Below are 14,999 nucleotides of genomic sequence, written 5' to 3'. Positions count from 1 at the left end.
TCGGTCAGAACCGCAGGCTGATCCAGCCCGCCAGGAAATCGCTGCTCTTGAAGCCGGCATCGGTGAGCGCCGGGCCGGCGGCGAGATGCTCGTAGCGGCCGGTGACCGAAACGCGCGGGCTGATCGTCCACACCGCCTGGAGCCGGGCGACGTCGCCGATCTTGCGCGCACGGCCGTTCTGCGTGCCCGCGAACGGCTGGCCGTTAGCGCGGTACACCGCGTCATAGACGCTGTCGCGCCAGGTCAACTGATATTCGGCCGTGACGCGCAGCGGCTTGACCGGCGCCACGGTGACATTGGGCGCCAGCGCGACGAGGTTCGACGGCGTCAGGAACAGGCCATAGCTATAATAGATGTTGTTGCCGAACGGCGCATAGGCGTCGCGCAATTTGCCGTCGCCATAACCACCGCCGCCGCTGGCATAATCGGCATGGACGCCGATCCGCGGCGCGCGCGCGGTCTTGCCGAGCCGATAGGTCTGAGCGGCGAAGACCTGCCAGGCATCGATGCGCTGGTTGATATAGGTGCCGTATTGGTGGTTGACCGTCCAATCGATCGTCAGCGGCCCGGCATCACCCCACACACGCGTGCCGAGATAATAACGCGTCGCTGGGCCGATCCGCCCGCCCCAGGCGCCCACCGTGTTCCGCCGCCGCCAGAAGAAGGGGTCGACGTAGAGCTTCGACCCGCCGAACCAGCGCTGTGGCAGGACGAACCCCAAAGTCACGCCGGAGAAGCGCCGCGCCGGGTCGGACACATCGTCCTCCGTCCCGAGATCGCCATAGGCCGTGGGCTTTAGATCGAACAGGTCGGCGCGCACCGTCTTGCCCCGGGCCCAGAGCCTCAGACCGTTGAGCGTGTAGCGGATCGTATTGTTGTCGCGCTGCGAGACGAGCAGATTGGGCCCGTCGGTGAATTCCTGCCGGCCATAGCGCGCGCCGAGCGCGACGCCGGCGACATCCACGTCCCCCTCGACGAACGCCTGCTGCACCACGAGGTCGTTACGCAGCGTCGCGGCGGGCGCGCCCAGCTCCACGCCCGAAATGCCGCCGTGCGCGACCTCGACGAAGCCGCGCAGATGCGGGCCGACATGCAGATCGGCGCCCGCTACGATACGGTTGATGTCCTGCCGCTGCGCGCGGCCGTCGCGCAAATTGGGGTTGGTGGTATGGTTGACGCGCAGGCGGAACTCGCCGGACAGCGTCAGGTAGATATCGCCGTCCTGGTCCAGCGGCAGGAACTTGAGTCGGTCGAGCGGATCGTCACGCTTCTTGGGGTCGCGGTAGCTGCTCCAGTTCTCGGCCCAGCGCGACAAATTGAAGCCGTTGGTCGCGGCACCGTCGCCCGCCGCGGCCGCCGGATAAGACTGCGCGATCGGCGCGGCGGGGTTGCGCGTCTGGCCTGTTTCGCTGGGCGCCGCGGATTGAGCTTGGGCCCCCGTCGCGAGCGCGAGCGTGGCGGTGGCGCCCAGCAGGGCGCGGGTGGTCGATAACATGGGAGAGATCCTTGGCAATTCCCGTCCTCACCCTTTCCTCTCACATCGAGAGAGGGAGGGAGGCGCGACGCGCCGGAAGGGTGAGGGCAGTACCGGGAAGCGTTACTCGGCAGGAATGGCGTGCACGGGCAGTTGATCGACGCGCAGCGCTTCGCCACGCAGCGCCGCATCGAGCGCATCGCGGTCGAGCGCGCCTTCCCAACGCGAGACGACGATCGTCGCCACTGCATTGCCGATGAAATTGGTCAGGCTGCGGCACTCGCTCATGAAGCGGTCGACCCCGAGGATCAGCGCCATGCCGGCGACCGGCACGCTGGGCACGATCGACAGCGTCGCGGCGAGCGTGATGAAGCCCGCGCCGGTGACACCCGCCGCGCCCTTCGACGACAGCATCGCGACGCCGAGCAGCAGCAGTTGCTGCCCCAGCGTCAGATCGACGTTGCACGCTTGGGCGATGAACAGCGCCGCCAGCGTCATGTAGATATTGGTGCCGTCGAGGTTGAAGCTGTAGCCGGTCGGCACGACCAGACCGACGATCGATTTGGGGCAGCCGGCCCGCTCCATCTTCTCGATCAGCGAGGGCAGCGCGCTTTCCGACGACGAGGTGCCGAGAACAAGCAGCAATTCGGCCTTGAGGTAGGCGATCAGACGCAGGATCGAGAAGCCGGCAAGCTTCGCGACCACGCCGAGCACGACCAGCACGAACAGCAGCGAGGTCAGGTAGAAGGTCCCGACCAGTGCGGCGAGATTGGCGAGCGTGCCGACGCCATATTTGCCGATGGTGAAGGCCATGGCGCCGAACGCGCCGATCGGCGCCGCCTTCATGACGATCGAGACAAGCTTGAAGAAGGCGACCGACGCCTGTTCGAGCAGGCCGAGCACCGCCTGCCCCCGCTCGCCGATCAGGGCGAGGCTGACGCCGAACAGGATCGCGACGAACAAGGTCTGCAGGATGTTGCCCGCGGTGAGCGCGGACAGGAAGGTGTCGGGGATGATGCCGGTCAGGAAGCCGGTGATCGTCGTCTCATGCGCCTTTTCGGCGAATTCGGCGACCTTCGACGTATCGAGCGAGGCGGGATCGATGTTGAGCCCCGCCCCCGGCCGCACGACGTTGGCGACGATCAGCCCGACGATCAGCGCCAGCGTCGAGAAGAACAGGAAATAGAGAAACGCCTTGCCCGCGACCCGGCCGACCGAGGCGAGGTCGCGCATGCCGGCGATACCGGTGACGATGGTCAGGAAGATGACGGGTGCGATCACCATCTTGACCAGCTTGATGAACGCATCGCCGACCGGCTTGAGCGCCTCGCCGGTGGCCGGCGCAAAATGGCCGAGCAGCACGCCCGCGACGATGGCGGCGAGCACCTGAACGTAGAGGTGGGTGTACCACGGCTTGGCGGCGGGGGGCAGCGGTGGGCTGGCGAGATGATCGATGGTCATCGGCGGGTCTCTTCCTCTCTCCGACGCAGACCGGCTGACGCGGTCCTGCGAGCAAGGTGGCAGCGTGCCACCGTGCAGCAGAGGCGGAAAGCATTTTTACTTTTTCATTTTTTAACGACAAAACAGTGGCTTAAAAATTTATGCGAGCGTCGCAGGTGCCAATCTTCGCCAGTTGAATGCCCCGATGTGCCGAAACTTGCCCATGGCACAGAAGGTGCCTAATCTCGCCGGCATGGCCCATCTGCCCCGCCGGATCGCCGCTGCGCTGGCGGCGGCGCTGCTCGCCGCACTCGCCGCATGGCTGGCGGGCGATGTCGCGGGGCGGCGTGCGCGCGCCGGCGTCGCGATCAGTGTCGCCGCGGACGCCCGGCTGCGTCAGGCGTTGCTCGCCAGCGAGCTGGAGCGGTTCGCCCTGCTGCCCGTGGCCCTGGCCGATGATGTCGACGTGCTCGACGCGCTCGCTGGCCGGACGGGTGCGGCGGCCCGGCTTGACGGCAAGCTTTCGGCTTTGGCCCGCGAGACGGGCGCATCCGCCATCTATCTGATCGGCGCGAACGGCCGCGCGATCGCCGCGAACAATGCCGGGACCGCGAGCAGCTTCGTCGGCCAGGATTATCGCTTCCGCCGCTATTATCGCGACGCGCGGCAGAGCGGGCGCGGGCGGCAATTCGCGCTGGGCACGGTCAGCGGACGTCCCGGCCTGTATCTGGCGCGGCGGACGCGGGACCGCGGCGTCGTGGTGGTGAAGCTGGAATTCGACCGGATCGAACAGGCGTGGCGCGCCGCCGGCGGCGAGACCTTCGTCACCGATCGCGACGGCATCATCCGCGTCACAAGCCGCCCCGCCTGGCGGTTCGCCGCGACGCGGGCGCTGTCAGCGGAGCGTGCCGCGGCGGCGCAAATCGACAGCGGCGTCCGCGCCCTCGGCCCCTCGCCGATCCGCCGCGCCGCCGACGGCACGATCCGGCTCGACGGCACCGCCGGCCCGGTATCGCTTGCCGTGACCCCGCCCGATCAGAATGGCTGGCGCGTCCAGTTCGCGCTTCCGCTGGCCGCCACCGTCCGGCCGATCGTGCGTGTTGCCCAGATTGGCGGCGCGCTCACCATGCTGGCGCTGCTCACGCTCGGCTGGGCGTGGAGAACACGGGCGCGACGTCGCGCCGAGCGCACAGGTGCTTTGGAGACGGCGGTGAGCGAGCGCACTGCGGCGCTGCGCCGGGAGATCGAGGAGCGCGCCGCGGCGGAGGCGCAGGCGGCGGAATTGCGCGAGGGGCTGCGCCAGGCGAACCGCCTCGCCGCGCTCGGTCAGATCACCGCCAGCGTCGCGCACGAAACCGCCCAGCCGGTCGCGGCGATCCGGACCTATGCTGCCAATGGCGAACGGCTGCTGGACCAGGGCGAGATCGAAGAGGTCCGTGGCAATCTCCGGGCCATCGCGCGCCTGACCGAACGCATCGGAACCGTGACCGCGGAACTGCGCGGCTTTGCCCGCAAGGGCAGCGGCACGATCCAGCCGGTGCCGCTGGCCGTGATCGTCGACGGTGCCCGTTTGATCCTCAAGGAGCGGTTGCAGCCGATCACCCTCACCGTGCCGGCGATCCCCGCCGATTTGAGCGTGATCGCCGGACGCGTGCGGCTGGAACAGGTGCTGGTCAATCTGCTGCAGAATGCGATCGAGGCGCTGGAGGGTCACGCCGATCCGCGTATCGACCTGCTACTGGACAGCGACACGGACACGGTCCAGCTCATCGTGCGCGACAACGGGCCCGGCATCGCAAGGGAGATCGCCGACCGCATCTTCACCCCGTTCGCGACGAGCCGGCCGACGGGACTGGGCCTCGGTCTGGTGATCGCTCAGGATATCATGACCGACCTGGGCGGAACGCTGCGCCTGCTGGCGCCCGATGGTGCCGGGGCAGCCTTTGCGATCACGCTGCGGCGGGCGCAGTGACGGAGGCGCCGCTTCGCGTCGCGCTGGTCGAGGACGACGAGGATCTGCGCGCCTCGATCGCGCAGACGCTGCGCCTCGCCGGTTTCGCCGTCGACGCTTTCGCCGCTGCGCCACCGGCGCTGGCTCAGCTGGACGCGGATTATCCCGGCATATTGGTCACTGATGTGCGCATGCCGTTGATATCGGGGATCGAGCTGTTCGCGACCCTGCGCGACCGCGACGCGACGCTGCCGGTGATCCTGATCACCGGCCATGGCGATGTCGCGATGGCGGTGGATGCGCTGAAGGCGGGCGCGTGGGACTTCCTGACCAAGCCGTTCGACCCCGACAGGCTGATCGCAAGTGTCACGCGCGCGCTGCAGACGCGGACGCTGGCGCTGGAGAACCGCCGGCTGCGCGCCGCCGCCGAAGCGGATGCGGACGGCGGACTGATCGGCGAATCGCCGGCGATACGGCGGCTGCGGGCGATGATTCCGGCTCTCGCCGCTGCCGACATCGATCTCCTGATCGAGGGCGAGACGGGCACCGGCAAGGATATGCTGGCGCGGCTGATCCACAATGGCGGCAAGCGCCGGCGGCGGCGCTGCATGACCGTCGCCTGTGCCGCACTACCCGATGCCCTGATCGACGGCGATCTGTTCGCCAGCGTCGGTGAAGGCAGTGTCGTCGCGGCGGATGGCGGCACGCTGCTGCTCGACGACATCGATCGCGCGCCACGGCGGTTGCAGGATCGGCTGGCGCAGCTGATCGCGACGCGCAGTGTACCGGGGCGTGGTCGCGACCCTATCGCCATCGACCTGCGGGTTATCGCCACCGCGCGCGAGGAGGCGCAGCGCGGGCCAGAGGCGATCGACCCGGCCTTGCTCTATCGGCTCGCCGCGGTGCGGCTGCGCCTGCCGCCATTGCGGGAGCGGCGGGAGGACGTGCCGCTGCTGTTCGCCCATTTGGCGGCGCAAGCAGCGGCGCGGCTGCGCGCGCCGCTGCCGGTGTTGACCGACGCGACACGCGGGCATCTGATCCACCACGATTGGCCGGGCAACGTTCGGGAACTCGCCCATTTCGCGGACCGGCTGGTGCTTGGTCTCGACCCGCTCGGCGACGGGATAACAGCCCCGGCGGCGACGCTGCCGCTGCCAGCGCGTGTCGACGCCTTCGAACGGGCGGCGACTATCGAGGCGCTGGCGGCGACCGACGGCGAGGTCGGTGCCGCGATCACGCGCCTCGGCATCCCGCGCAAGACCTTCTATTATCGGGTGCAGCGACTGGGCATCGACCTGGCGGTGCTGAAGCGGCGGCGGGCGGGCGATTCAAATCCGCTCCGATGACGAGCAGTGGCGCCGCCGGTCAGAAGGCGAAGCCGGCCTGACCGCGCTCATGCGCCAGCAGCTGCTGCTTGACCGACAAGCCACCGGCGAAACCCGTCAATGCTCCGCCGCTTCCGATGACGCGGTGGCAAGGGACAAGGATCGACAGCGGATTGCGGCCGTTCGCTGCGCCCACCGCACGCACCGCCTCCGGCTTGCCGATATCCTGCGCGATCGCGGCATAGCTGCGCGTCTCGCCGAACGGGATGGCGGTCAGCGCGTTCCAGACCCTGCGCTGGAAATCGGTACCGCGTGCTGCCAGCAGCAGGTCGAAATGACGCCGCGCCCCGGCGAAATAGTCGGCCAATTGTGCTGCGGCCGCGCGCAGCAGCGGGTGATCGGGTTCGTCGACCGCCGGTGGCAGCGGCACGCGCCGCGCCTCCCCAGGATCGGGCCAGAGCACCGCCACCAGCCCCTCGTCCGCTGCGACCAGCGTCAACACCCCGACCGGCGATGCGAATAGCCGCCGGGCCAGCGGCATGGTCACGGCAGGATGTGCATCCACAGCGGCGCACCGGCGAGGCTCTGCGATCCGCGTAGTTTCTCCAACGCCTGCGCGACGCAGCGTTCCGGTCCGTCGTGCGTGACGATCGCGACGAGCACATGGCCGTCGGCGGTGCGGCCGCGTTGGATCAGACTTTCGATCGACACGCCAGCGTCGCGCATCGCCGCGGCTATCTCTGCCAGCACGCCGACCCGATCCTCGACCGTGAAGCGCAAATAGGCCCGGCCGCGGCGTTCACCGCTGTCCGCTTTGCCTGCCGCGACCAGGGCGGCGGCGGGCATGGCATAGGGCGGCCCATATTCGCCGCGGGCGATGTCGATCAGATCGGCGACCACCGCGCTTGCCGTCGGTCCATCGCCGGCGCCGGCGCCTTGAAAGAACAGCCGGCCGACGAAATTGCCGTCCGCCACCACCGCGTTGAGCGAGCCGGTGACGTGCGCCAGCGGATGGTCGAGCGGCACCAAATGCGGGTGCACGCGCTGGAACAGGCCGGCGGGTCCGGCCTCGGCGACGCCGACCAGCCGCACCTTGTAGCCCAGTGCCGCCGCCTCGGCGATATCGGCGGCGATGACATGGCGGATGCCGCTCGCCGCGACATCGCCGAAGGCGGGGCGCGTGCCGAAGGCGATGCTGGCGAGGATCGACAATTTGTGCGCGGCGTCGATGCCGTCGATGTCGAAGCTGGGGTCAGCCTCCGCATAGCCGAGCGCCTGTGCCTCGGCGAGCACCTCGGCGAAGTCGCGGCCTTCCGCCTCCATCTTCGACAGGATGAAATTGCAGGTGCCGTTGAGGATGCCGTAGACGCGGTCGATCGCATTGGCCGCCGCGCCCTCGCGCAGCCCCTTGATGACCGGAATGCCGCCGGCCACCGCCGCTTCGAACTTGAGCGGCGTGCCCGCCGCTTCCGCCGCCTGCGCGAGTTCCAGACCGTGATGGGCGAGCATCGCCTTGTTGGCGGTGACGAAGCCCTTGCCCGCCGCCACGGTGCGCCGCGCGAGCGTCAGGGCGGGCCCGTCGGAGCCGCCGATCAGCTCGACCACCACATCGGCACCGTCATGGCCCGACAGTGCCGTCGTGTCGTCGACCCAGGCGAAGCGCGACAGGTCGACGCCGCGATCCTTGCCACGGTCGCGAGCCGAGACGGCGACGACCTCGATCGGGCGACCGGCACGGCGGGCGATCAGATCGCGATTGGCGTCGAGCAGGCGGATCACGCCGCCGCCGACGGTGCCGAGGCCGGCAAGCGCGACACGTAACGGTTGGCTGGTGGTCATGGCGCGCGCCTAGCGGATCGTGATGCCGGATGTCGAGCCAGCGCAACCTTGTTTCGCGGCTGCACGCACAAGCCAATCGCGTCCGGCGAGGGTTGTTATGGCTAGCCGGCGGGATGGTCGGAAGCGGTGACGGTCTGGCTCCCAACAACGGCTACACGTCTGGATCCCCGCCTGAGCGGGGATGACAAGGGCGTTAGCAATTAGATCAAACGCAGATCGCCAACCGTTGCAGACGACGCCCTCCGCCTCTGCTGTCATCCCCGCGCGGGCAGGGATCCAGACGCCCGACGACGGTGAGGCACACGACGATGTCGCTCACTCCAAGCCCCTCGCTTCTCCGCATCGACGACAGTCGCATCGCGATCATCGCGAATGCCGCCCCCGGCAAAAGCGGCACCGCCCTTGTCGGGCCGCGACGCTTTGTGCCACGCTCGCGCCATGACCGACCTTCGCGCTGCGCCACCGCCCCCCGTTGCCGAACTGACCGTCCGCGGCATCCTGCTCGGTGGTCTGATCACCCTGCTGTTCACCGCAGCCAACGTTTATCTTGGCCTCAAGGTCGGCCTGACCTTCGCCACCTCGATCCCGGCAGCGGTGATCTCGATGGCGATCCTGCGCTACCTTCCCGGCGCGACGATCCTGGAGAACAATATCGTCCAGACCGTCGCCTCCGCGGCGGGAACGCTGGCGGCGATCATCTTCGTGCTCCCCGGTCTGGTGATGATCGGCTGGTGGAACGGCTTCCCCTATCTGCTCACCGCCGGCATCACGGCGACCGGCGGCATTCTCGGCGTGATGTTCTCCGTACCGCTGCGCCGCGCGCTGGTCGTCGATACCGACCTGCCCTATCCGGAAGGGCGCGCCGCGGCGGAGGTGCTGATGGTCGGGGCGGGCAGCCGCGCCGGCGAGGCGGAAAGCGCCCGTGGCCTCAAGCTGATCGTCGTCAACGCCGTGGTGTCCGCCGGCTTCGCGGTGCTGACCCAGACCAAGCTGGTGGTCGCCGAGGCGGCACATTTCTTCCGCGTCGGCGCGGGCGCGACCGGCATTTCGGGTGGTCTTTCCTTCGCTCTGATCGGTGCGGGCCACCTCGTCGGCATCTCGGTCGGCATGGCGATGCTTGTCGGCGTGGTGATCGGCTGGTGGGTGGCGCTGCCCTATCTGACCGCGCTCGCACCGGCGGCGGCCGGTGTCGGACTGGAAGCCTGGGCCGGTGGCGTGTTCCGCACGGACGTGCGCTTTCTAGGTGCCGGCGTGATCGGCGTCGCGGCGATCTGGACCCTGCTCAAGATCATCGGCCCGGTCGCCGCAGGCATCCGCTCGTCGATCGCCGCGAGCCAGGCGAAACGTAGCGGCGCGGTGCTCGAACTCGGCGAGCGCGATCTGCCGATCGGCATCGTCGCCATTGTCAGCGTCGCGGTGCTGATACCGATCGCGGCGCTATTGTGGTCGGTGATCGCCGGCGGGCCGCTCGCTCCGTCCGCCGTCGCCTTGATCGCGGGAGCACTGGTCTTCGTGCTGGTGCTCGGCCTCGTGATCGCCGCCGTCTGCGGCTATATGGCGGGGCTGATCGGCGCATCGAACAGCCCGGTGTCGGGGATCGGCATCCTCTCCGTGCTGGCCGCCTCGCTGATGCTGGTCGGCCTGTTCGGCCGCGGCACGCCGCCGGAGACGACGCAGGCGCTGGTCGCCTATGCGCTGATCGTCACCGGCATCGTGTTCGGCGTCGCGACCATCTCCAACGACAATCTGCAGGACCTCAAGACCGGGCAGCTGGTCGGCGCGACGCCGTGGAAGCAGCAGGTCGCGCTGATCTTCGGCGTCATCTTCGGCAGCCTGGTGGTGCCGCCGGTGCTCGAACTGCTGGCGACGACGCTCGGCTTCCAGGGCGCACCGGGTGCCGGCCCCAATGCGCTGGCTGCGCCACAGGCGGCGCTGATCTCCGCATTGGCCAAGGGCGTGCTGGGCGGCGATCTCAATTGGGCGATGATCGGCGTCGGCGCCCTTGTCGGCGTGGGTGTCATCATCCTCGACGAGGCGCTCGGCCGGATGGGCAAATTGCGGCTGCCGCCGCTCGGCATCGGCCTCGGCGTCTATCTGCCGATGGCAGTGACGCTGCCCGTGGTGATCGGTGCGATCATCGGCTTCTTCTACGATCGCTGGGCGGAAGGCCGGCCGGACGTCGAGGGGGCGAAGCGGATGGGCGTGCTGACCGCGACCGGCATGATCGTCGGCGAAAGCCTGTGGGGCGTCGCCTTCGCGGTGATCGTCTACCTGACCAATTCCGATGCGCCGCTCGCCATCGTCGGCGCGGGCTTCGCGACTCCCGCGCTGATCGGCGGGACGATCGCATTTCTGGCGCTGATCGCGGCGCTGTACCGCTATACCCGGCGCATGGCCGCCCAATAGGTTTTTTGCGACCAGCCGTTGATCGGGCCGGGAACGCCCGGCCCGGACGGCGGTTATCCCCTGCGAACCCGGTGATCGCAGCCTCCCCCCCCCCCCGGCAGGCGATCATCGGGTTTGCTGTATGCGTGGATGAGGATCGGACGTGAGTGCGTCGAAAGAGCAACGCGAGCGGGTCGCGCAGGTCGGCGAAACGCTGCGCGCCGGGGTCGATGTGCCGACCGACACCTATATTACCGGCGACATCCCGCTGCTGCTGACGCGCCTGTCGCAGGTCGAGGGCGTGCGCAAGGGCGACCGGCCGAAGCGATCGAAGGGCGACACCGAATAGCCCCAGACGAAGCCCGCTCTTTGACCGTGGCCAACGGCGGGCGGCGCCTCACGCCATGGCGGCGAGCATCTCCTTGATCTTGACGAAGGCAAAGCCGACCGAGCTGTCGGCGATGCCATAGGGCAGGAAGATCGTGTCGCCGTGGCGGATCGCGCCGCAGGAATAGACGACGTTGGGCACATAGCCCTCACGGTCCTGATCCTTCGCGGCGAGGATTGGCTCTACCGTCCGGCCGATCACCTTCGACGGATCGTCCTTGTCGAGCAGCACCGCACCGATCGAATATTTGCGCATCGCACCGACGCCGTGGGTCAGCAGCAGCCATCCCTCGTCCAGTTCGATGGGCGGTCCGCAATTGCCGATCTGCACCAGCTCCCACGGATAGACGGGGGTGAGGATCTTCTCGCCCTCGTCCCAATGTTCCAGCGTATCGGATTTGAGCAGGAACAGATTCTCGCCGTCCTGGCGGCCGATCATCATATACTGACCGCCGACCTTGCGCGGGAACAGGGCCATGCCCTTGTTACGCGCCGCCGGGCCGCTCATCGGCACCAGGTCGAACGCGCGGAAGTCGCGCGTGCGCATCAGTTCCGATTGGATCACCGAGCCATTGTAGGCGGTGTAGGTGCCGATCCACTCATAGTCGCCGTCGTCATGCCGGAAGTGGACGATGCGCAGATCCTCCAACCCCTTCGACTGGGCGCTGGTGATCGGGAAGATCACCGTGCCCGACAGCGTCGAATCGCGGTGGCGATAGACGGTGACCGGGCCTTCCGGCATTTCGTCCTCGACCGCACCCGCCAAATCCGCCGCCGTCGCGAAGGGTGGTTCGGGCGCCAGCTTCAGCTGGTTCTCGTCGGTGATGATCCCCTCGCGGAAGGCGACCGAGCTGATATGCCCCTCACCGACCGAGCGCAGCGACATCAGGATGCGCATCGATCCCGCCGGCATGCCCGACTGGTCGAAATGCGGCACCGCGCTGGGGTTCATCAGCGCCGCGGCGGCATAGCTATATTCGTGGCAGAAATAGGCGCCGATCAGCTGGCGCTTCTCGTCACCGATCTCGCTGCCGTCGAGGCCGAGCAGTTCGGCAATCTCGTCGTAGCGGGTCATGAAGACACGCCGGGTCTGCCAGTGCCGCGCCTCAAAGTCCTTGAGGACTTCTTCCAGCTCGTCGCGCGCCTGCTGCGGCGACATCTTCAACACCTCACCGACCAGTCGCTCGGTCCGGTTGGGCGCACCACCCTTCCCGCCCCAGGCGATATGGAAGGGTCGCACGACAACGCGCGACGGGTCGGCATGCAGCCGCAGGTCGTGGTTGAACAAATCCATGCGGGTAGCAGCCTCGTCGGTCGTTTACGCTGCCGTCACGCGAAGCTCACGCGACGACGCGCCCGGTCCCTGCCACGCCTTGGGCCTTCTTTGAAAGGGTAGAAATCGCGCAATTGGCCAGTTGCAGGGCCAAAATCGACTCAGCGCCCTGATTGCGATTGAGCCCGGTCGGCATCAGCCCGTCGAAACAGCCACCGTCCGCAGTGGTCGCCAGCGGCAGGTCGAGGTCGTTCTGGCCGAGATACCAGGCGTAGGCGCGCTCCGCCTCGGCAATCCAGCGCGTATCACCGGTTGCCTCATAGGCCGTCACACACGCATCGACCGTCGCCTGCGCCTCCAGCGGCTGCTGGTCGAACTGGAGCGGTTCGGCATAGGGACGATGGAAGCTTTCGGTGCCGACGGCGCGGAAGCGCCCTTCCGGCGACGTCTGTTTGGCGACGATCCATTCCAGCGTCTCGATCCCGCGTGCGACAAGCTCCGGGCGGCCCAACGCCTGCCCGGCGCAGATCAGCCCTTGAGGAAGGCGTGCGTTGTCATAGGCGAGGACGATTTCGAACCATTCCCATTCCGGACGACGCGTTTCCTCCAGCAAGGCGAGCTGGTCGTCGGGGAAGCGCTCCAGAATGGTGCGCGCCAGCTCGTGACCCGGTGACGCCTCCAGCATCGCCGCCGCACCGAGCATCGCGAACGATTGCGCGCGCAGCGACCCGAGGTCGAGCGCCAGGCTGGCGGTGGCGTCGAACATCGCCTTGGCCCAGTCGCGATGCTTGGGATCGTGGGCGTCGCGTGCAGTGACACCCAATGCCCAAACGGTACGACCGTTCGAATCCTCGGAGCCGACGTCCTCGCACCAAGTCCGGTCGAAGTTCATGAAGTTGCGGAAGCGCCGCGCCTCCGGATTCCACGCATATTGGATGAACGATGCATAGATCGTCGTCCATTTGTCGCGCATCACCGGATCCATGTCCTCAATCGCGCTCATCAGCATCAACGCCCGGGCATTGTCGTCGATGCAATAGCCATGGCGGCGATCAGGCACCGAATAGATCGAGTGCTGCAGCATGCCGGTGGCATCGCTCATCCGCTCCACCGCGGCGAAATTGGGGACGAGCGGCCTGACCTTCGGCTGCTGCTGCGCTAGCCGCCTAGGGTGGGCGGCCACCGCCGCTTCCGTCTGAGCAAGACTCGCTTCGGCGAGACGCGGCCAGATCATCGTCCGGCCACGTGCATAGGCGCGCTGCGCCAGCCGGGTGCGGTCGCGGCCGTTGGCGAGCAGCCGTTCGATTTCGCGACCAAAGGCGGCGACGTCACGGAAGTCGACCAGCACGCCATGACCATCGGCCAGGATCTCGGTGGCGTGCACATAGGGGGTGGAGATCACCGCCTTGCCGACGCCGACCGCATAGGACAGCGTGCCGCTCGTGATCTGAGCGGGGTTCAAATAGGGCGTCGCATAGATGTCAGCCGCCTGCAGATAGTCGATCAGTTCGTCATGCTCGACGAAGCCATCGATGAACGCGACATTGTCGCTGACGCCCAGCTCAGCGGCGAGGGCCTTCAGCCGGTCGCGATAGGCCTCGCCCTCATGCGCAACCAGATTGGGATGCGTCGCGCCGAGCACGACGTACAGCAGATCGGGATGCTTGGAGACGACCGCCGGCAGCGCCTCGATGATCGTCTCGATCCCCTTGTTCGGGGCGAGCAGGCCGAAGGTCAGCACAACCTCGCGCCCTTCCCAGCCGAAGCGCGGCTTCAACATCGCCGGATCCACATATTCGCGATCCGGCACGCCGTGCGGGATCATCGCGATCTGGCGCGGATTGGCGCCATAGACACGGCGGAGGATCTCATTGCCGCGCTCGGCCATCACGATGACCTTGGCACAGCGGCGTAACAGGCCTTCCATCACGCGGCGTTCGTCGGCGTTGGGCTTCTCGAGGACGGTGTGCAGGGTCGCGATCACCGGCAGGGTCGTGCGATCGAGCAGCGCGAGCAGATGCTCGCCCGCCGGACCACCGTAGATGCCGTATTCGTGCTGGACCCAGATCGCCTGAGCGCCGCTGGCCTCGATCTTCCGGGCCGCATCCAGATAAGCGGCCAGCTCATGCTGCGGGATCGTCCCGGTCACCGCCGGCGGATAGGCATAACGACCGGGGTGATCGTCCATCGCATAGACATCGACCTTCACATCCGGAAAGCGGTCCCGCATCGCCTGCCAGACATCGGTGGTAAACGTCGCCAACCCACACTGACGCGGCAGGAAGTTTCCGATCATCGCCAGATGTTTGATACTGCCGATCGCCGCCGTCGTCGCCATGCCCTACCCTTCGCTGAAGCAAGGCCGCTACGCGTTAGCCACAACCTTGCGATTGGATGAACACGTGAGAGGCCAAAAAGGTTGCATTCGCGCTGCACTGCGGAAAATGGACTTTACCTAGTTAAATCAACCCCTTCCACGATAGGGCGCAACACCTTGGTCGGGTAGCCAAAGACCTGCTGGCGGCGCACCGCTCTGCCAGAAGACGTCGATCGGGATGCCGCCGCGCGGATACCAATATCCGCCGATACGCAGCCACGTCGGTTTCATCTCGTCGAAAAGGCGCTGGCCGATGCCGACGGTGCAATCCTCGTGAAAGGCGGCATGGTTGCGGAACGCGCCGAGGAACAGCTTGAGCGACTTGGATTCGACGATCGTGTGGCCGGGCGCATAGTCGATCACCAGATGCGCGAAGTCCGGCTGGCCGGTGACCGGGCACAGCGAGGTGAATTCGGGCGCCACGAACCGCACCGCATAGAGCGTCCCGACGCGCGGATTCGGAACATAATCCAGGATAGCCTCTTCCGGAGAGGCGGGCAGGTGGCTCGTCTGGCCAAGATGCTTTGGGGTCATGGCCGCGCATGTAG

Annotated in this window: 11 protein-coding genes; 4 read left to right on the top strand and 7 right to left on the bottom strand. The window is 67.5% G+C overall.

Annotation, left to right across the window (positions count from 1 at the left end; genetic code table 11):
* Nucleotides 1–4 precede the first annotated feature (4 nt).
* Complete coding sequence (locus tag D9601_RS01005; RefSeq protein ID WP_198352081.1) at nucleotides 5–1,495, bottom strand: alginate export family protein; 1,491 nt, start codon at nucleotides 1,493–1,495, stop codon at nucleotides 5–7.
* Nucleotides 1,496–1,597: 102 nt separating this feature from the next.
* Complete coding sequence (locus D9601_RS01000; RefSeq protein WP_198352080.1) at nucleotides 1,598–2,935, bottom strand: dicarboxylate/amino acid:cation symporter; 1,338 nt, start codon at nucleotides 2,933–2,935, stop codon at nucleotides 1,598–1,600.
* A 202-nt stretch (nucleotides 2,936–3,137) separates the two neighbouring features.
* Between D9601_RS01000 and D9601_RS00995 the strand changes: the two genes are divergently transcribed.
* Both D9601_RS00995 and D9601_RS00990 read left to right on the top strand, forming a co-directional pair.
* Nucleotides 3,138–4,886 carry a sensor histidine kinase gene (locus tag D9601_RS00995; protein ID WP_232473764.1) on the top strand — a complete coding sequence of 583 codons (1,749 nt, stop codon included), beginning with the start codon at nucleotides 3,138–3,140 and terminating at the stop codon, nucleotides 4,884–4,886.
* Nucleotides 4,883–6,211, top strand: coding sequence for a sigma-54-dependent transcriptional regulator (locus D9601_RS00990; RefSeq protein WP_198352079.1), 1,329 nt, complete (start codon nucleotides 4,883–4,885; stop codon nucleotides 6,209–6,211). The genes D9601_RS00995 and D9601_RS00990 overlap by 4 nt, the downstream gene beginning before the upstream one ends.
* A 19-nt stretch (nucleotides 6,212–6,230) precedes the next feature.
* Here D9601_RS00990 and D9601_RS00985 read toward each other — a convergent pair whose 3' ends face one another.
* Nucleotides 6,231–6,731, bottom strand: coding sequence for a methylated-DNA--[protein]-cysteine S-methyltransferase (locus D9601_RS00985; RefSeq protein ID WP_198353319.1), 501 nt, complete (start codon nucleotides 6,729–6,731; stop codon nucleotides 6,231–6,233).
* 2 nt (nucleotides 6,732–6,733) lie between these two features.
* Complete coding sequence (locus tag D9601_RS00980; protein WP_198352078.1) at nucleotides 6,734–8,029, bottom strand: homoserine dehydrogenase; 1,296 nt, start codon at nucleotides 8,027–8,029, stop codon at nucleotides 6,734–6,736.
* A gap of 438 nt (nucleotides 8,030–8,467) precedes the next feature.
* Between D9601_RS00980 and D9601_RS00975 the strand changes: the two genes are divergently transcribed.
* Together D9601_RS00975 and D9601_RS00970 are read left to right on the top strand one after the other, a co-directional pair.
* Nucleotides 8,468–10,435, top strand: coding sequence for an OPT family oligopeptide transporter (locus D9601_RS00975; RefSeq protein WP_198352077.1), 1,968 nt, complete (start codon nucleotides 8,468–8,470; stop codon nucleotides 10,433–10,435).
* Between the two features lie 142 nt (nucleotides 10,436–10,577).
* Nucleotides 10,578–10,763 carry a hypothetical protein gene (locus D9601_RS00970; protein ID WP_198352076.1) on the top strand — a complete coding sequence of 62 codons (186 nt, stop codon included), beginning with the start codon at nucleotides 10,578–10,580 and terminating at the stop codon, nucleotides 10,761–10,763.
* 48 nt (nucleotides 10,764–10,811) lie between these two features.
* Here D9601_RS00970 and D9601_RS00965 read toward each other — a convergent pair whose 3' ends face one another.
* From D9601_RS00965 to queF, 3 genes are all read right to left on the bottom strand, one after another.
* Nucleotides 10,812–12,095: a glycoside hydrolase family 130 protein gene (locus D9601_RS00965; RefSeq protein WP_198352075.1), complete on the bottom strand. Its 1,284-nt coding sequence runs from the start codon at nucleotides 12,093–12,095 to the stop codon at nucleotides 10,812–10,814.
* A 46-nt stretch (nucleotides 12,096–12,141) separates the two neighbouring features.
* On the bottom strand, nucleotides 12,142–14,412 hold the full coding sequence (locus D9601_RS00960) for a glycosyltransferase family 4 protein (RefSeq protein WP_198352074.1): 2,271 nt from the start codon (nucleotides 14,410–14,412) through the stop codon (nucleotides 12,142–12,144).
* Nucleotides 14,413–14,538: 126 nt separating this feature from the next.
* The gene (queF, locus tag D9601_RS00955) at nucleotides 14,539–14,985 is read right to left on the bottom strand and encodes a preQ(1) synthase (RefSeq protein WP_198352073.1); all 447 of its coding nucleotides are present in this window, start codon (nucleotides 14,983–14,985) and stop codon (nucleotides 14,539–14,541) included.
* Nucleotides 14,986–14,999: the final 14 nt, after the last annotated feature.

It is taken from the genome of Sphingomonas sp. MA1305, from assembly GCF_016107325.1.
Lineage (GTDB): Bacteria > Pseudomonadota > Alphaproteobacteria > Sphingomonadales > Sphingomonadaceae > Sphingomonas.
The sequence above is the reverse complement of the archived record's forward strand: the minus strand, read 5'-3'. Positions and strand labels throughout refer to the sequence as shown.